Genomic DNA, 18,105 nt, shown 5'->3' on the forward strand with positions numbered 1-18,105 from the left:
CGCGCCGCGCTACCAGAACTTCCACCACGGCCGCGCCTCCATCACCACCTCGGCACCATTGGATTCGACACGCGGCTCAGGTTCCGGCAAGGCCGGCGGCCAGCCCTCGGCGCTGATCGCCGTGCCGGCCAGCACAAAGCCGTTGCAGCGCCGCAGTTCGGCAGGATGTGGCAGGCCAGCCAGGCTGGCCAGTACGGCGCTGACCTCCAGGGTGCCGCTGGCGCAAGCCGCGTCGAGGTCGGCCAGCGCCGCCAGCATATCGTGCTGCAAGGACCCTTCTTCGTCCATCATGTCCAGTTCTGCCGTGCGCACCAGTATATTGCTGTGACTCTCGCGGGCCAGGCGCGCCTGCCATTCCAGGTACAGCGCGTGGCGCTCCTCACCCAGGGCGCGCCGCATGACCGCCGAGCGCGCTTTCAGGCGCGCCAGGCCCTCGTCGCGCGGGCAGACCAGGTAAGCATAGTCGCGCGGCCCATCGTCCAGGTCTTCCTCTGCGGGCGCCAGGTACACATCCTGCGGTCCGAACAAGCACAGCCAGAAAAACGGCACACAGTAGGCCGCCTCGTATTCCATGCCGGACTCATCGCCAAAGGCCGGCCAATCCGTTTCCTGCGGCGGCGTGGAAAAATTCGTGCAACACAGATAAACACGGTTGGACATGCGTCGCTTCCTGGCAAAAGTGAGCCAGCTGGCAGCCTGGCATGCCCATTCTGCCATCAACCATCGTCTTCTTCACGCGAAATTCACCCTGCGCGGCTAACATGCCAGCCGCGCTGGCCGCCACCGTGCCTCCCCTGGGCTGTGCACCGGCCGTCGCCGCGCCTGTGCTTGACCTTACCGTGCGCGAACGCGCCGAACTGCTCACCCGCGATGTGGCCAGCCTGATACCGGGCACCCTGGCGCCACTGGAAGCGGCACCAGAACAACACAAGCAGCGGCGCTCAGCCGCAGGAAGGCAGCACGATGTTCCTGTCTTGTTCGATGGCGCGCACTTTCACGGCTTGCGCGAAAGCGGCACCGCTGACCTGGCTGAGGCAGGCGGTAATCAGCACCAGGGGAATCGACCACGAAAAGGCGCTGAACGCCGGCCAGTGCGACTTTATGACCAGGCCGGTGATCATGCCGATAATAAAAACAATCCAGACAGCGGCGGCCCATTTGGCTGGTACGCCGGGAATCAGGATCGCCGGCTCGATCCGCATTTTCCGCACCACCTTGTCCCAATTGACGCTGCCGTCCCTGGGATTGAATTCCTGCTCGAAAGCGGGAGCGGCCAGGTCCGCCCAGCGCCGGTTGACGAGTCGCCAGCCGACTACCAGGTTATACAGAAAGATGGCGGCGAAAACGGCCGCCAGGATGGCCTTGGCCGGCACAGCCATGACACTGAGCCAGAACACGGGGAGTATGATGGACAGCATGAAAAACGTCAGCGTCCAAGCCATCGAACCCATGAACAACAACTGATACAGCAGCCGGGTGCGGGCCTTGGGAAACAGCAGGCACTGGCACAGGAAGAGCGCCAGGCAGAACGGCAGCCACCACCAGAAAAAACTCCAGCCCAGTTCGTCATTGCGGTTGGCCAACTTGCGCGTCATGGCGGCGCCGCCGGTCGTGCCGAACAGCAAAATGAACAGCGACAGCAACAGATAATTGATGCTGACCCTGGTCATGCCGTCAGCCCGCGCTTAGGCTGCGCCATGAACCCTTCCACGTACGCCACGAAATCGGCCTTGCTGCGCGTGCGGAAGTCGCCGAGGAAGACTTCGCTTCCCTTGACGGCCTTGCCTTGCCGGTCGTAACTTACCTTGCCCCATTCGAGCACGAACTCGCCGTCGGGCTCATCCTCCGGCTCGAAATGCGAATTGAAGCAATAGCCGCTGTGGCGGCAGTATCCCCACAGCAGCAGCGCGCCGCTGAACCACTGCATGGTGTCGGGGCCGGGCTCGACCTCGAACAGGGTATTGACTGAGATGGTCCAGCCGCCCGGTACGCGCAGCGGCTGCAAGGGATAAGGAAACTCGTTCATGATGAGGCTGTGAAAACTCAGGTGTGCATTATGGATCAAGTTCCGGCGGCGGACGGCGCAGCGCCATATGTTCCCAGATCGCCACCAGGACCAGCACGCCGGTGGTGATGCAGGCCAGTATCAACGGCGTATACAAGCGGCCGAAGGCCATCGGGATCAGGGCCAGGATGATCAGGATGCCCAACACGTGCGACAGCGGCGGACCGCTGCGCTCGCTGCTCACCCATTTGAACAGCGCATTACCCAGCAGATACAGGATCGGGCCGCCGAGCATGGCGCAGATGCCGGCAAAGCTGGTTTCGTCGGCATGCAGCAGCGACAGTTCGTCGGCCACGGCGCTGACGATGACGCCGCCGATAATCAGCATATGAATATAGGTGTAGGCGCGGCGCGCGATGCGGCCCGGGTCTTTCGAGCCGGCGATGCGTGCCTGGCCCAGCTCGGCGCCCTTGTCGAAATACAACCACCACATGGCGATGCTGCCCAGCAAGGCGGAAATAAAACCGGCCCAGTTGCCGGCTGTCCATTCCAGGCCCGCAAAACTGGCGCCCGTCACCAGCAAGGACTCGCCCAGGGCGATAATCACGAACAGGCCGCAGCGTTCGGACATATGGTTGCCGTCGATATCCCAGTCGCCGGTCGAGGAGCTGCCCAGGCCCGGCACCTTGAACAGCAGCCACGGCCCGGCCAGGTCGATCAGCAGCGCGGCGGCCCACCAGTAAATACGTACGGCCGGGTCGACCGCGCCACCGATCAGCCAGAACACGCCGGCAAAGCCCGCCCACAGCGCAATACGCAGGAAATTGTGGCGTCGTGCCGTGTCTTCATGGCGCACGGCCCAAAGCGCAAACAGCGGACGACCCACCTGCATCGCCACATAGGCGCCGGCAAAACCGAGGCCGCGCGTGCCGAACGCTTGCGGGATCGAGGCCGACATCAGCAAGCCGCCCAGCATCAGCACGAACAGGCTGATGCGTACCGGCATGCGCTCGGGATCGAGCCAGTTGGTAATCCACGAGGTATAGATCCAGACCCACCAGACCGCCATCAGCAGCAAGGTCGTTTGCAGCCAGCCTGCGGCGCTCAGGTGTTCCAGCAGCGCATGCGACAGCTGGGTTACGGCAAACACGAACACCAGGTCGAAAAACAACTCGATCATGCTGACCTTGCCGCTGTCAAACCTGCCTCGCGTGCGCAGCAGCGATGTTTTCAATTCCATCCGTTTCTTTCTTTGTTATTTACAATTTAACCGGGGTCGGCAATGGCTGTCCCGCGAAATGCGCCTGCAGGTTGTCCACCACCAGCTGGCCCATGGCATGGCGAGTTTCCACCGTCAGGCTGCCAATATGCGGCGTCAGCACCACATTCGGCAAGGCGCGCAAGGCGGCCGGTACGCGCGGTTCGTCGGCAAACACGTCGAGGCCGGCCGCGCCCAGGCGGCCCTCGGCCAGCGCGGCTATCATCGCTGCCTCATCGATCAGCGCGCCGCGCGCGATATTGACCAGGGTGCCTTGCGGCCCCAGCGCGGTCAGTACTTCGGCATTGACGGCGTGGCGGGTGGCCGGCGTGCCCGGCGCGCAGACGATCAGATAGTCGCTTTCGTGGGCCAGGGCCAGCAGCGATTCAGCGCGCGGCGCGTCGACCCCGGGTTTGGCACGCGGCTGGTAGTAGCGCACCTGCACGCCAAACGCGGCCAGGCGCAGCGCGATGGCCTGGCCGATCTGGCCGAAGCCGAAAATGCCGGCCGTCTTGCCGCGCAGGCTCGATGCCGGCTTGACGGCTTCACGGCGCTCCCAGGCGCCGTCGCGCACGAAACGGTCGAGCAGCGCGATATGGCGGGTGCTGGCCAGCAGCAGGCCCAGCGCCACATCGGCCACATCGTCGGTCAGCACGTTCGGCGTGGTGGTGACAGCAATGCCGCGCGCGCGGGCCGCGTCCAGGTCGACCGCATCGAGGCCAACGCCATTGACGGCGATAATTTCCAGCGCCGGCAAGGCCGCCATGTCGGCTGCGTTCAAGCCCAGCGCGCCGGTGGTGACAACGGCGCGGATGCGATCGGCGCGTTCCTGCAGCCAGGCTGCGCGCTGTTCGGCCGCCACCTGCCAGGCATGGTGGCAGGTGTAGTGGCGTTCCAGTTGTTGATTGACGGCGGCAGACGGGCTGGTGGCGAGTATCAGTATGTCGGGGAGCATGGTTGTCCTGTACGGGTCGGTGTCATAAGCAGACGCAACTTAGCATATTTGACGCCACCCGGGGCTGGCCAGCTCTATGGACACGGTACTTGTTTCACCTTGCCGGCGGTATTGAAGGGATCGGCGCCGGCGAGCGGATTGGCCTGTATGGCGTAGCAGGCGGCGCCAGTGGCCGTTATCACGCGCGTAGCGGGCCTGCCATTGGCAGTCATATACTCTTCCAGCCTGATCGGTGGTCCGCCGCGCCAGGCGCTGGCGACCAGGGCCGAGAACTTGCTACCGCTTTTCAGCTCGGGCGCCGCCAGCCACGGTTTGTCGTTCTTCAGTTCGGCGCGCAGGGTTTTGTCGATGCTGCCAGCGGCCATCCGGGCGCGGCTGCGCAGATCGTCGGCCGGCGCCGCTGGCAGCTCATCTGCAGCGATTGGCTCTGGTGCGGTGCTGATCGCTGCGGCCGGTGCCGCGGTGACCAGTGGGGCCGGGACCGGGACGCTCGCTGGCGGCAAGCTGCGCCCCTTGCGCGATGGCGCGGTGACAGCGAGCGGAAGGGATGGCATCGGCAGCGTGCGTGGCAAGGGGCGCGGCGGCATCAGGGTCATGAAGGCCACTTCCGTGTCGTGCTTGAGCTGCCTGGCTGGCAACAGCAAAAAATACAGGCCCAGGCCGTGCATGGCCAGGATCAGCGCCACGGCGGCGCCTTTCAGGCTGATGCGGCGACTACTAACGGAAGATGGCGGCGGCATGCGAAATCCTCGAAGCGCCAGGGCGCGGTCCGCCATTCTAGGCATACTTTCCCTGGTGCATTAAGAATTCGACAAGGTAGCGCCTGGCGCTACCTTTCCAGGCGAATTTTGCACCTGTGCGCCTGCAGGTCGCCTCTGTTGCACCAAGACCTGTACTTTTTGGGCAAAAACCAAACGATTTTTGCCATCTTTCACGCAATGTCACGCACTATCATATAATGATAATCATTCTCATTAATATTTAAACAATCACTGCCATGCTTGCTTTCCGCCTCGCCCCCACCCCCATCGCCCTGGCCGTCTTCCTGCTGGCCAGTTCCGTTGCCCAGGCACAAACGCCCGCCGCCAGCGATGCCCAGACCATGCCCAGCGTGGTCGTCAGCGCGTCGGCCGATGCGTCGGCCGAGGGCTTGTCGCGCGCTTATGCGGGCGGCCAGGTGGCGCGCGGCGGGCGCATGGGCATACTGGGTTCGGTCGACATGATGGATTCGCCCTTTGGCGCCACCAGCTACACCCAGCAATTCATTGCCGACCAGCAGGCGCGCAGCGTGGGCGACCTGTTGCAAAGCGACCCGGCCGTGCGCATGTCGCGTGGCTTCGGCAACTTCCAGGAAGTGTATATGATCCGCGGTTTTGCGCTGGACTCGGACGACGTGGCGTATAACGGCCTGTACGGTGTGCTGCCGCGCCAGTATGTATCGCCGGAATTGCTGGAACGGGTGGAAGTATTTCGTGGCGCCAGCGCTTTCCTGAATGGTGCGGCGCCTGGCGGCAGCGGCGTCGGCGGCGCCATCAACCTGATGCCCAAGCGCGCCGGCAATGCGCCGCTGACAGAAGTGACGGTTGGCGTGGAAACAGGCGGCCATAGCTACGCCGCGATGGACGTGGCGCGCCGCTTCGGCGAGCAACAGGAGTTGGGCGTGCGCGTGAACGCCGCCAAGCGCCAGGGTGAAACCGGCATCAAGCATGAAGACCATGAGGTCGGCATGTTTGCCGTCGGTGTCGACTATCGCGGCCCTGGCTGGCGCCTGTCGGCCGACGCCGGCTACCAGAATTTCGACCTCGACGCGCCACGCCCGTCAGTCGCCACCTCGGGTGTGGCGGTGCTGCCGTCGGCGCCCGACGCCTCGCGCAACTTTGCCCAGCCCTGGAGTTTTTCCAGGGAACGCGACGTGTTCGGCACCGCACGCGCCGAATATGATATCGCCCAGGACGTGGTGGCCTGGGCCGCCTTCGGTGGCCGCTCGACACGCGAATCGAACAGCCTGGCAAACCCCGCACTGAGCGACAGCAATGGCAATGCCAGCGCCTACCGCTTCGACAATGCGCGCAAGCAGCAAATCCGCACTGGCGAACTGGGCATACGCGGCAAGCTGAACACGGGCGCCGTCAGGCACACCGTGGTGGCCAGCTGGTCCGGTCACTGGAATGAAGCGAAGAATGCCTACGCCATCAGCGACTTTGCCGGCTTCCCGACCAATATCTACAATCCGGTCAATGCCGCCATGCCACCAACGACGTCTTTCGGCGGCGACATGAACGATCCGCGCATCACGCAAAAGACCATACTCAACAGCTACGCGCTGGCCGACACCATGGCTTTCCTGGATGAACGCTTGCTGTTGACAGTAGGCGTACGCCGCCAGCAGATCAAGGATATCGGCTATGACTACGGCACCGCCGTGCAGTCGGGTCCGGCTTACGACAAGAGCGCCACCACGCCGGTCGCCGGCCTGGTGTACAAGGCCAACCAGAATGTGTCGCTGTACGCCAACTATATCGAAGCGCTGGTCAAGGGCCCGGTTGCCAGCGGCACCTATGGCGCCAACCTGGCGCCGGTGACCAACCTGGGTGAAGTATTTGCCCCGTACAAGTCGAAGCAAAAGGAAATCGGCGTCAAGTATGACGGCGGCAAGCTGGGCATGAGCGCAGCCCTGTTTTCCACCAACAAACCTCAGGGCGCCATCGTCGGTACCCGTGCCACGCTCGATGGCGAACAACGCAACCAGGGCGTGGAGCTGTCGATCTTCGGCACGCCGATGAGCGGTGTACGCCTGCTCGGCGGCCTGACCTGGTTGGACACCGACCAGCGCAAGACTGACGTGGCGGCCAACCAGGGCAAGCAGGCTATCGGCGCGCCGGAAACCCAGGTCAGCCTGGGCGGCGAATGGGACGTGCCGGGTGCGCCAGGCCTGAGCCTGAACGCGCGCACCGTCTATACGTCGAGCCAATATGCGGACCTGGCCAATACCAGGCAATTGCCGTCGTGGACCCGCGTGGACGTCGGTGCGCGTTACCTGACGCAAGTGGCCGGCCGCGACGTGACCCTGCGCGCCCGCGTCGACAACGTTACCGACCGCAACTACTGGGCCTCGGCGGTGTCCTCGTTCGGCGCCGGCAGCCTGGTGCTCGCGTCGCCGCGCACCGTAGTTGTTTCCGCCACGGTCGCGTTCTGATCGGCAATAATGGGCGCATGACACTGCGCCCATTATTGTTGCTAACTTTGCTCTTATCCCTGCCTGCCGCCGCTCAAACGGCGGCGGCGTGTCCTTGGGCCGCCTGGAAAAGCGGTTTCCAGCGCAATCCCCGCGCGCAAGCCAGTTGCTTGCTGCGCTCCGTCAGGATGTATGCGCGCATCGGCCAGGCAAGCGCCCTGCCCGCTTTCCTTGATCGCCATGTCGGCGAAAAAGTCACTTTGGCGCGCAGCGACCTGCGCGCTTACCTGGCGCAACAGCAGATAGATGAAAGCGCGCTCGGTGGCGCGCTTGATGCACCGCTGTCGCGTGCGTCAGGCCGTCTGATCTCGCCCGTGGCGCGCTATTTTGTAATCCACGACACCAGCTATCCGAATTTCCTGTCTGAGCCGATTCCCGCCGCCATCGATACGCGCGACTGGGATTTCAATGATTTTTCATTGCGCAACCCGACCAAAGGCGCGGGGCCGAAAGGCCATGTGTATGTCAACCGGCTGGGCGAGTCAGTGGCCGTACATGGCTTTGACGTCGCCAATTTCGCCAGCAAGCTGGAAAAGGACAAGCCCTCGCTGACCGGTTTGTTCCTGCATGTGGAGCTGGTGCAGCCGCGCAAGTGCGACCCGGCGGGTGGGCGCGGCAATGACGGCGTGGCGCCCGATCCCGGCTTTACGCCGGCCCAGTACGAACGCCTGGCCCTGCTGTATATCGCCGCCAGCGTGCGCAAGGGGCAGTGGCTGATCCCCGCCTTTCATGCCGTGCTGGACACAGGCTACGCGAACGGCCACGATGACCCGCAAAACTTTTCGCTGGCCGCCTGGTCTGAAGCGATCGCCAGGTTGATCGAAAGCATCCAGCTGGCAGGCTCCCGATAAAGCGGCGCGCCCCGTGATGGCGTCATGGAGCCTGATTTTTCGCCTGCAGCATCCCCAATACCGACCGCCTTGCCACGCCCCACGCACCAATGCGGTGCAGCGCACACAGCGGCGCATTAAAATGTGTGTTTTTTCTTATTTCGATCTGGCATGCTTCGTGCTGAGGCTACTGCTGATGTAAGCTGACAACCAGGCTCTAGGGGGAAATAATAATATGGCGACTTTTTTTAATGAAATGATGGCGGATGCGTCGGGCACCGAAACCCAGGTGCGCGAACATTATCGTGAATTCCATCAATGGCTGGGGCAGCAATCGCCGGAGACCATCGAGCGCAAGCGTGCCGAGGCCGACCTGACGTTCCGCCGCGTGGGCATTACGTTCGCCGTATATGGCGACGATGCCGGCACGGAGCGCCTGATTCCGTTCGACACGATTCCCCGGATTATTCCCGCCGATGAATGGGCGCAGATGCAAACCGGGCTGGTGCAGCGGGTCAAGGCCCTGAACATGTTTATTCATGATATTTATCATGAGCAGAACATTATCAAGGCAGGCATCATGCCGGCTGAGCAGATCTACAAGAATGCGCAATACCGCCCTGAAATGCAGGGCATTTCCGTGGCTTCGGACATCTACGCGCATATCGCCGGCGTCGATATCGTGCGTGCCGGCCAGGGCGAATTTTATGTACTGGAAGACAATCTGCGCGTGCCGTCCGGCGTGTCCTATATGCTGGAAGACCGCAAGATGATGATGCGGCTGTTTCCGGAACTGTTCGCTCGCAACCGCGTGGCGCCGGTCGACCACTACCCGGACATGTTGCTCGACAACCTGCGCTCGGTCGCGCCGATGGGTGTCGATGACCCGACCGTGGTGGTGATGACGCCGGGCATGTACAACTCGGCGTACTTCGAACACGCGTTCCTGGCCCAGCAGATGGGCGTGGAACTGGTTGAAGGCAAGGATTTGTTCGTCAATGACAATCTGGTGTATATGCGCACCACGCGCGGGCCGAAACGGGTCGACGTGATCTATCGCCGCGTCGACGACGATTTCCTCGATCCGCTGGCCTTCCGCTCGGATTCCTCGCTGGGCGTGCCGGGCCTGCTGTCGGTCTACCGCGCCGGCCGCGTGACCCTGGCCAATGCCATCGGCACCGGCGTGGCCGACGACAAGTCGATCTACCCGTTCGTGCCCGACATGATCAAGTTTTACCTGTCGGAAGAGCCGATCCTGAACAACGTGCCGACCTACCAGTGCCGCAAGGCGTCCGACCTGTCGTATGTGCTGGCCAACCTGCCCAAGCTGGTAGTCAAGGAAGTGCATGGCGCCGGCGGCTACGGCATGCTGGTGGGGCCAGCTTCCACTACCGAGCAGATCGAAGATTTCCGCCAGCGCCTGTTGGCCAACCCGAGCGGCTATATTGCCCAGCCCACGCTGGCCCTGTCGGCCTGCCCCACGTACGTGGAATCTGGCATCGCGCCGCGCCATATCGATTTGCGCCCGTTCGTGTTGTCGGGCAAGACCATCTCTATGGTGCCGGGCGGGCTGACCCGCGTGGCGCTGGGAGAAGGCTCGCTGGTGGTCAATTCCTCGCAAGGGGGCGGCACCAAGGATACTTGGGTACTGGAAAAATCTTTCGTTGGAGACAAATAATGTTGAGCCGCACCGCCGATCACCTGTTCTGGATGGCCCGCTACACCGAACGCGCCGAAAATACGGCACGCATGCTCGACGTCAACATGCAGACCTCGATGCTGCCGCAATCGCAGGAAGACGCCGAGCAAGGCTGGCGCGCTACCCTGGGCATTTCCGAGCTGCAAACCGCCTATGATGCCAAGTACGGCAGCTTCCATACGCGCGACGTGCTGGACTTCATGGTGCGCGACCCGAACAACCCGTCGTCCATCATCGCCTGCCTGACGGGCGCGCGTGAAAACGCACGCGCCGTGCGCGGCACCCTGACCACCGAGGTGTGGGAAACCCAGAACGCCACCTGGCTCGACCTGCAGAAGCGCCTGAAAAGCAATCTGCTGGAAAACGACCCGAGCGCCTTTTTCGAGTGGGTCAAGTACCGCTCGCATCTGTCGCGCGGTGTGACCCTGGGCACCATGCTGAAAGACGAAGCCATCCATTTCATTCGCCTGGGCACCTTCCTGGAGCGCGCCGACAATACCGCGCGCATTCTGGACGTGAAGTTCCATGGCGCCAAGGACGCGTCGAAAGATATCGCCCAACGCGATTTCTATTACTGGGCGGCACTGCTGCGCTCGGTATCGGGCTTCGAGATCTACCGCAAGGTGTACCGCGACGTGATCACGCCGGACCGTGTGGCAGACCTGCTGATCCTGCGTGGCGACATGCCCCGTTCGCTGCTGGCCTGCATGGATGACGTGGTCGACAATCTGCACCATATCCGCAATGATGTGTCGGCCGATACTGAACGTTTCGCTGGACGGCTGCATGCCGAACTGAAATTCGGCCATATCGACGACATCCTGAAAGCGGGCCTGCACCATACCCTGACCGAGTTCCTGGAAAATATTTATGAACTGGGCAACCGCGTCAGCCGTGATTTCCTCGTTCCCCTGGCGGCCTGATGATACTGACCATACGCCACGAAACCACCTATCACTACAGCAGAGCGCTGACGTACACCATCCAGCAGCTGCACCTTACGCCGCGCATCGAACCGCAGCAGCGCGCGCTGTCCTGGCAGATCAATACGCCAGGCCAGTGCCACGCTTATACCGATGCCTATGGCAACCTGTCGCAGATGCTGACCATCAACGGCAGGCACCAGTCGCTGTCGCTGGTGGTGCAAGGCTCGGTGGAAACCATTTACCCCTATCAGGGGCGGCTGAACCTGGTCGACACGCTTTCGCCACTGTTGTTTACCATGCCGACCCGGCTGACCGAAGCGGACCCCGCGATCGTCGAGCTGGCTGCGGCCAGCCTGCCGGACCGGGGTACGCCGGCCGCCACCAGTCATTTGCTGCAACTGGCTGAAAACATCGCTGGCAAGGTTGCCTATGAGAGCGGCGCCACCGAGGTGACCACCACCGCCAGCGCCGCGCTGGCGCTGGGGCGCGGCGTGTGCCAGGACCACGCCCATTTGTACCTGGCCTGCTGCCATGCCTGGGAAATCCCGGCGCGCTATGTATCCGGCTATATCGATCCCGGCACCACCGGCCACGCGGCCAGCCACGCCTGGGTCGACGCCTGGGTGGTTGACAGCGACTTTGCCGGCTGGGTCAGCATCGATGTCACGCATGCACGCTTGATGACGGATGCGTATTGCCGGCTGGCAATCGGCCGTGACTACGATTCGGCCGCACCGGTGCGCGGCGTGCGCCGCGGTGGCGGTAAGGAAACCATGAGCGTCGACGTGCAGATCGTACCGGCCTGAACATCGAAAAAAACGCCCTTAGGTGAGGCTGGGCCTGGCCTGGCTTGCTGGTCCGGGTAGCGGCTGGTGTAGAATGGCGATCTTTTTATTGGTACCGCTCAAGATGACATACTGCATAGGCATGCGCCTCAATCAGGGCCTGGTCTTCCTGTCCGACTCCCGCACCAATGCCGGCGTGGACCAGGTCGGCACCTTCCGCAAGATGAGCGTGTTTGAACATCCGGGCGACCGCATGCTGGTCATGATGACCGCCGGTAACTTGTCGATCTCGCAGGCGATCCGCCAGATCGTTGCCGAACACGTCGACAGCGATGGACGCAGCATCTGGAATGTCACCAGCATGTATGACGCGGCGCGCATCGTCGGCGAAGCCGTGCGTACGGTGCACCAGCGCGAGGCCAAGGCGCTGGCAGCCTGCGGCATCGACTTCAATGTCAGCATCATCTTGGGTGGACAGATCGGCGTCGAGCGTTGCCGCCTGTTCCAGGTCTATTCGGCCGGCAACTTCATCGAATCGCACGATGAAAACACCTATTTCCAGATCGGTGAAGCCAAGTATGGCAAGCCCATCATCGACCGCGTGATCAACCCCGCCACCAGCCTCGATGAAGCGGCCAAGTGCGCGCTCATTTCCATGGATTCGACCCTGCGCTCGAATATTTCGGTCGGCCTGCCGCTGGACCTGCTGGTGTATGAAACCGAACGCCTGGCCGTCACGCGCTTCGTCACCATCGACGAAAAAAACCAGTATTTCCGCATGATCCGCGACACCTGGGGCAAGCAATTGAAGCAGGTTTTCGAAGCCATCGTCGACCCGGTATGGAACGCGGCGCCGGAGGCTACCAGCAATGTGCTGTCCTCGGCCAATATGCACAGCAAACCGGTGCGCGTGGCCATTCCAGAGCATGCGGGCCGCAGCGGCCTGGCCATCACGCCTTTGCAGTCGCTGGCCCAGCAGTTCGGTAGCGGCGAACAGCACTGAGTCCGTGCGCGTCACTGGCACGCAGCGTGCTATTATGGCAAGATGAATTGATCATCGATTCATTTTGCTCAGAGAGGCGGGTGGCGCATGGACTTGATCACGTCGGCGGTGTTGGCCGCGATTGCGCGCATCGCCCATGACGCCCCTACCTGTACCGCGCCTGATTTCCTTGCCGATGCTTACCAGCGCCTGACAGCGGCCATCGGGCGGCTGGCCGGCGCTTCCGATGTGCTGGCCGCCATCGCCAGCCTGGAGGCGTCGCCCGATAGCCCCGAATTGCGCCTGGCGCTGTCGAAAGCCGTGGCCAGGGCCAGGGTGTCCGACGATATGGTCACCTTGTTTGCCGCGCAAGCGTTGCTGGAGCAATTGCCCCAGCCGGTGGCCGTGGCGGCACAGGCCAGCGTGGAAAAAAGCGCGCTGGTGTCGAACTATGCGGTGGTTACGGTGGGGTTTGCCACCGACCGCCAGCGTGACCTGGGTAAGCGGGCCGCGCAGGGTTTCACTAATGAACGCAACAACAGCGGCAGTAATGGCGGCAGTGATAGCGGTAGTAATAGCGCCGGTCTCAGCTATGGCCACTGCGAGATCAGCATCCCGCGCGACCACCGCATGGGCGAGTTGGAGTCGCCTTCCCTGTGGCAGCTCGAGTTTCGCCTTGACCCGGCCAAGCACGTGGTGCTGCTCGATGCCCGGGTGGAGGACCAGGCCCGTTTCTTTGCCGGCGTCGCTGCGCAGGTCAAGGCGTCCGCCAGCGGCAGCGCCTTCATCTTTATCCATGGCTACAACGTCAGCTTCGAAGACGCGGCACGGCGCACGGGGCAGATGGCATACGACCTCGGCTTCGATGGCGCGCCCGTGTTCTACAGCTGGCCGTCGCAGGGCGACGCGGCGCGCTATACGGTCGATGAAAACAATATCGAATGGAGTACACCGCATCTCCAGGTGTTCCTAACGGACTTCCTGCAAAAGAGCGACGCTGGCAAAGTCTACCTGATCGGTCACAGCATGGGCAACCGGGGCCTGGCGCGTGCCGTGGCCGGGCTGATCGAGAGCCAGCCCGAGCTGGCCAAGCGTATTGCCGAAATCATTCTGACAGCGCCCGATATCGACGCCGATGTATTCCGCGAGGAAATTGCACCCAAGCTGACCGCCGCACGGCACCCGGTGACCCTGTACGCCTCGTCGGAAGACCTGGCGCTGGCTGCGTCGAAACTGGTGCACGGCTACCGGCGTGCTGGCGACAGCGGCGAAGGCATGCTGCTGCTGGCCGGCGTGGAAACCATCGACGCCACCGGCGTGGACACCGGTTTCCTCAAGCACAGCTATTTTGCCGAGCAGCGCTCGGCTTTGTCGGACATGTTTTATCTGATCCATGACCATGCGCGCGCCGACCAGCGCTTTCTCGATCCGGTCGACACGCCCAGGGGCCGCTACTGGACGTTCAAGCCCTGACAGGCAGGTGGGCAGGCATGTTAAGATGCGCTAAAACGGCATGGCAAAGATACGGCGACCGCGCCGCAATGATGACCATCCGCATGCAGGCAAACATTATGTTGACTTCTTCTACCGAACAAGCTGAATCGCTGATCCGCAATACCAATGCCCGCGTTACCAAGACGCGCGTCAAAGTGCTGGACTTCCTGATGGCGCAAAGCCAGTCGATGACCCACCATGAAATCCAGCAGGCGCTGTCGCAGGACAGTGATATCGACTCCGTTACCCTGTATCGCGTACTGGAATGGCTGACCGAAAACGAACTTGTGCACCGCATCGCCGGCGGCGACCAGGTTTGGCGCTTCAGCGCCGGCGGCGGCCACCAGGCGCACGAGCATGCGCATTTCCAGTGCAACAAATGCGCCACCGTCACCTGCTTCAATGAAGTCAAGCTGCCGGCGCCCGTCGCCCTGCCCGAAGGTTTCAGCGGCGGCGACGTCGATTACCTGATCAAGGGGCTGTGCCCGCGCTGCAAGTAGGTGCCTGGTAACCGACTACGCAACGGTCCAGGCCCCGTATCAGGGTATCTTGCGGCAAGCCCCGGCCGATAAACACCATCTTGCTGGCACGTGGCTCACCGTCGCGCCACGGCGCCCCCAGCTCCGAACCCATCAGCATGTGCACGCCCTGGAACACGGCGCGGCACGGCGACTCTTCGATGTACAAAATCCCCTTGTAGCGCATCAGCTGGGTGCCGAACAGCTGCACGATGGCGTCGAGAAAGTTCTCCACCTTGATCAAATCGAGTGGCCGCGCCTGGTGGTAGACAAACGACTGCACGCCGTCGCCATGGCGGTGCGTCAGTTCACCGAGGAAATCGGATTCCAGCTCGACGATGGCGTTCAGGTTGAAACCGCGAATATTGAGGATATCGCGCAGCGGCACATTGCCAAAACTGACCTTCTGTATGCTGGCGCGGCAATTGATGGCGAGCAGGCGCTGGCGCAGCGCAGCCAATTCGCTTTTACTGACCAGGTCGGTTTTCGACAGCAGGATGCGGTCGGCAAAACCGACTTGCTCCTGCGCTTCGCGGTGTTGCGTCAGTTGCTGCTGGGCGTGGCGTGCGTCGATCACCGTCAATATCGCGTCGAGCAGGTAAAAGGCGCTGACGGAAGGCTCGGCAAAAAAGGTTTGCGCCACCGGCCCCGGAGCGGCCAGGCCCGTCGTTTCGATAATCACATGGTCAAAGGCCAGCGTGCCTGCCGCGCGCCTGGCGTGCAGTTCGCCCAGGATACGGATCAGGTCGCCGCGCACGCTGCAACAGATGCAGCCATTGTTCATCTCGACAATCTGTTCCTCGCTGTCCTGCACCAGCAGTGCATTGTCGATGCTTTCGGCGGCGAACTCGTTTTCGATCACGGCAATGCGCAGGCCATGCTTGCCCTGCAAAATCCGCTTGAGCAAGGTGGTTTTGCCGCTACCGAGAAAGCCCGTGATGATGGTGACCGGGATCAGCTCGGGTATCACATCGTCCTCCATCATGCGCTCTCCTCGATGTCTTCCATGCGCTGCCACGGCACCTGCAGGTTGCCCATCATGGCATCGAGCGGCACCACCGATTGATACGTCTCGGTGATCCTTGCGCAGGAATTCAAGGCCCTGCTCAGTGACAGTACGGTGAAGGGAAGTTTTTGCATCGATATTGTCATGTTTTTCTTATTGCAGTTAATTTGCGTTTGAAAATTATAATGCAACAGAGTTGCAAGCGTATGTTTTTCTTGCCTCTGCGCTCACTGTCATTCGGCGGTCATATGACGGCGCTACAGTTGCCTCCTTTGAATCTTTCCGAGAATTGCAATGAAAACAAACTGGATCATGATGGCGGCGCTGGCGGGTGTGGGCTTGGTGGGCTGCAACGGCAGTTCGAACAAGGCGGCCAACATTCCTGAAGGCACGACGGTCACGGTGGCGCTGCTGGAAACCACCGATATCCATTCGAACGTTCTCAGCTACAACTACTACGCGCTGGCCGAAGACACCAGCCTGGGCCTGGAACGCACCTCGACCCTGATACAGGCGGCGCGCGCAGAAAACCCCAATAACGTGCTGCTCGACGATGGCGACGTGATCCAGGGTACCTTGCTGGCCGACCTGCAGGCGGTGGCAGCGCCCGTTCCCTGCACCGCGACCCTGGCCGTGCACAAGGCCATGAACGCGCTCAAATACGACGCGGGCGGCATGGGCAACCATGAATTCAACTATGGCCTGGGCTACCTGAGCCAGATCACGAATACCGATTTCGCCATTCCCGGCGTCAGCAAACCGAGCGGCACTTGCGGTGCGCCCACCTTCCCTTCCGTGCTCAGCAATGTGGTCGGCGTGGCCAGCGGCAAGCCTATCTTCAATCCTTATGTATTGCTGCCGCGCGATTTCGCCGCCGTGGCGCCAGATGGCAGCAAGCTCAACGTCAAGATCAATATCGGCGTGATGAGCTTTGTGCCGCCACAAATCCTGGAATGGGATCAAAAAGTATTGGCCGGCAAGGTCAGCGTGACCGGCGTGCAGGAAGCGGCGAAACAGTATGTACCCGAGCTGCGCAGCAAGGGCGCCGACCTGGTGGTGGCCTTGTCGCATGGCGGCCTGGACACCAGCGCCTACAGCCCGAAAATGGAAAACGGCAGCTACCATTTGACCAGCACCGGCATCGACGCGCTGATGATCGGCCATTCGCACCTGATCTTCCCGAAAGGCAAGGAATTGGGCGCGGCCGCGCTGGACGCTTCGTTTGCCGCCTTCCCTGCCAGCGCGAAGATCGATGGCGACATGGGTTTGGTGAACGGCGTGCCGACCGTCATGGCGCAAAGCTGGGGCCGCCGCCTCGGCATCATCAAGCTGACCATGGTCTACCAGGGCGGAAAATGGGTGGTTCAGCAGGACAAGACCACGGTCGAGTCGCGCGGCTTCAAGCAGGCCGACGGCAGCAACGTCAAGGCCGACCCGGCGATCGCGCCGCTGGTGGCCACCGAGCATGATGCGACCATCGCCTACGCCAAAAAGCCGCTCGGCGTGAGCACCGACTTTGAAATGTCGGCCTATTTTGCACTGGTGGGCGACGTCAGCGCGATCCAGCTGGTGAACCAGGCCCAGCTCGATTATGTGAAGAACTTCATTGCCACCAGCACCGATGCAAGCCTGGCCAGTTACAAGAATATCCCCGTGATTTCCTGCAGCGCGCCGTTCAAGGCGGGCCGCAACGGGCCATCGGACTTTACCGACGTGGCCGCTGGCGCGACACCGGCCGCCCCGGTCGGCTTGCAGGTGCGCAATCCGGGCGACCTGTATTTGTACAGCAATAACAACCTGCAAGCCGTCAAGATCAAGGGATCGGACCTGAAAGCCTGGCTGGAAACCTCGGCCAAACAGTTTGCCCAGATCGACCCGGCCAAAACAAGCGAGCAGGACCTGGTGCCGACCTACGGCACGATCTACAACTATGACGTGTTCTACGCAGAAAACAATGCGCTCACGTACCAGATCGACGTCACCAAGCCGGCGGGCAGCCGCATCGTCAACCTGCGCCACAAGGGCGCGCTGGTGGCCGACAGCGATGACTTTATCGTCGCCACCAACGACTACCGCGCCGGCGGCGGTGGCGCCGTGCCCGGCATTGACGGTAGCAAGACCATCATCAAGTCGCCCGACGCCAACCAGGCCGTGGTCAGCAATTACCTGCTGGCCCTGGCCGGCAAGGGCGCTGGCAAGGTGACGCTGGCGGACAACGGCAGCGCGCGCAGCTGGAGCTTTGTCAAGACGGCCACCGCCGGCCCGGTGATCCTGCGTTCGGCGCCAGGCCACCTGGCGCTGGCAAAAAGCAGCGGCATCGCCAATGTGGTGGCCGAAGGCACGCTGGACGCCAGCGGCTTTGCCAAGTACGCCATCGACCTGAGCAAATAAGTTCTGCAAACAAGGAGCTGA

Annotated in this window: 17 protein-coding genes; 9 read left to right on the top strand and 8 right to left on the bottom strand. The window is 62.2% G+C overall.

What is annotated here, in order from left to right:
• Positions 1–9 precede the first annotated feature (9 nt).
• From ACQ4WM_RS00080 to ACQ4WM_RS00105, 6 genes are all read right to left on the bottom strand, one after another.
• Positions 10–660, bottom strand: a complete 651-nt coding sequence (locus tag ACQ4WM_RS00080) for a hypothetical protein (protein ID WP_436544681.1) — start codon at positions 658–660, stop codon at positions 10–12.
• A gap of 281 nt (positions 661–941) precedes the next feature.
• Complete coding sequence (locus ACQ4WM_RS00085) at positions 942–1,670, bottom strand: hypothetical protein (protein ID WP_436544682.1); 729 nt, start codon at positions 1,668–1,670, stop codon at positions 942–944.
• Complete coding sequence (locus ACQ4WM_RS00090; protein ID WP_436544683.1) at positions 1,667–2,026, bottom strand: hypothetical protein; 360 nt, start codon at positions 2,024–2,026, stop codon at positions 1,667–1,669. The genes ACQ4WM_RS00085 and ACQ4WM_RS00090 overlap by 4 nt, the downstream gene beginning before the upstream one ends.
• A 28-nt stretch (positions 2,027–2,054) precedes the next feature.
• Entirely contained in the window at positions 2,055–3,245 is a 1,191-nt protein-coding gene (locus ACQ4WM_RS00095; protein ID WP_436544684.1) for a low temperature requirement protein A, read from the bottom strand.
• 19 nt (positions 3,246–3,264) lie between these two features.
• The gene (locus tag ACQ4WM_RS00100; RefSeq protein WP_436544685.1) at positions 3,265–4,218 is read right to left on the bottom strand and encodes a 2-hydroxyacid dehydrogenase; all 954 of its coding nucleotides are present in this window, start codon (positions 4,216–4,218) and stop codon (positions 3,265–3,267) included.
• A gap of 74 nt (positions 4,219–4,292) precedes the next feature.
• Positions 4,293–4,958, bottom strand: coding sequence for a hypothetical protein (locus ACQ4WM_RS00105; RefSeq protein ID WP_436544686.1), 666 nt, complete (start codon positions 4,956–4,958; stop codon positions 4,293–4,295).
• A 257-nt stretch (positions 4,959–5,215) separates the two neighbouring features.
• Here ACQ4WM_RS00105 and ACQ4WM_RS00110 point away from each other — a divergent pair, with 257 nt between their 5' ends.
• The 8 genes from ACQ4WM_RS00110 (at position 5,216) to ACQ4WM_RS00145 (ending at position 14,669) form a co-directional block, all read left to right on the top strand.
• Positions 5,216–7,414 carry a TonB-dependent receptor gene (locus ACQ4WM_RS00110; RefSeq protein WP_436544687.1) on the top strand — a complete coding sequence of 733 codons (2,199 nt, stop codon included), beginning with the start codon at positions 5,216–5,218 and terminating at the stop codon, positions 7,412–7,414.
• Between the two features lie 149 nt (positions 7,415–7,563).
• Positions 7,564–8,304, top strand: a complete 741-nt coding sequence (locus ACQ4WM_RS00115) for a hypothetical protein (RefSeq protein ID WP_436544688.1) — start codon at positions 7,564–7,566, stop codon at positions 8,302–8,304.
• Between the two features lie 214 nt (positions 8,305–8,518).
• Positions 8,519–9,961 carry a circularly permuted type 2 ATP-grasp protein gene (locus ACQ4WM_RS00120; RefSeq protein ID WP_436544689.1) on the top strand — a complete coding sequence of 481 codons (1,443 nt, stop codon included), beginning with the start codon at positions 8,519–8,521 and terminating at the stop codon, positions 9,959–9,961.
• Positions 9,961–10,905, top strand: coding sequence for an alpha-E domain-containing protein (locus ACQ4WM_RS00125; protein ID WP_436544690.1), 945 nt, complete (start codon positions 9,961–9,963; stop codon positions 10,903–10,905). The genes ACQ4WM_RS00120 and ACQ4WM_RS00125 overlap by 1 nt, the downstream gene beginning before the upstream one ends.
• Complete coding sequence (locus tag ACQ4WM_RS00130) at positions 10,905–11,714, top strand: transglutaminase family protein (RefSeq protein WP_436544691.1); 810 nt, start codon at positions 10,905–10,907, stop codon at positions 11,712–11,714. Before ACQ4WM_RS00125 ends, ACQ4WM_RS00130 begins: the two co-directional genes overlap by 1 nt.
• Before the next feature lie 103 nt (positions 11,715–11,817).
• Positions 11,818–12,696 (top strand): proteasome-type protease, encoded by an 879-nt coding sequence (locus tag ACQ4WM_RS00135; RefSeq protein WP_436544692.1) that lies wholly within the window; start codon positions 11,818–11,820, stop codon positions 12,694–12,696.
• 87 nt (positions 12,697–12,783) lie between these two features.
• Entirely contained in the window at positions 12,784–14,148 is a 1,365-nt protein-coding gene (locus ACQ4WM_RS00140) for an alpha/beta hydrolase (protein ID WP_436544693.1), read from the top strand.
• 98 nt (positions 14,149–14,246) lie between these two features.
• On the top strand, positions 14,247–14,669 hold the full coding sequence (locus tag ACQ4WM_RS00145) for a Fur family transcriptional regulator (RefSeq protein ID WP_436544694.1): 423 nt from the start codon (positions 14,247–14,249) through the stop codon (positions 14,667–14,669).
• Here the strand turns inward: ACQ4WM_RS00145 and ACQ4WM_RS00150 are convergent.
• Both ACQ4WM_RS00150 and ACQ4WM_RS00155 read right to left on the bottom strand, forming a co-directional pair.
• The gene (locus tag ACQ4WM_RS00150) at positions 14,641–15,672 is read right to left on the bottom strand and encodes a CobW family GTP-binding protein (RefSeq protein ID WP_436544695.1); all 1,032 of its coding nucleotides are present in this window, start codon (positions 15,670–15,672) and stop codon (positions 14,641–14,643) included. The genes ACQ4WM_RS00145 and ACQ4WM_RS00150 overlap by 29 nt on opposite strands.
• Positions 15,669–15,827, bottom strand: coding sequence for a hypothetical protein (locus tag ACQ4WM_RS00155; protein ID WP_436544696.1), 159 nt, complete (start codon positions 15,825–15,827; stop codon positions 15,669–15,671). The genes ACQ4WM_RS00150 and ACQ4WM_RS00155 overlap by 4 nt, the downstream gene beginning before the upstream one ends.
• A gap of 160 nt (positions 15,828–15,987) precedes the next feature.
• Here ACQ4WM_RS00155 and ACQ4WM_RS00160 point away from each other — a divergent pair, with 160 nt between their 5' ends.
• Positions 15,988–18,084: a bifunctional 2',3'-cyclic-nucleotide 2'-phosphodiesterase/3'-nucleotidase gene (locus ACQ4WM_RS00160; RefSeq protein ID WP_436544697.1), complete on the top strand. Its 2,097-nt coding sequence runs from the start codon at positions 15,988–15,990 to the stop codon at positions 18,082–18,084.
• The last annotated feature ends 21 nt before the right edge of the window (positions 18,085–18,105 follow it).

It is taken from the genome of Janthinobacterium longum, from assembly GCF_051380735.1.
Taxonomy (GTDB): domain Bacteria; phylum Pseudomonadota; class Gammaproteobacteria; order Burkholderiales; family Burkholderiaceae_D; genus Janthinobacterium.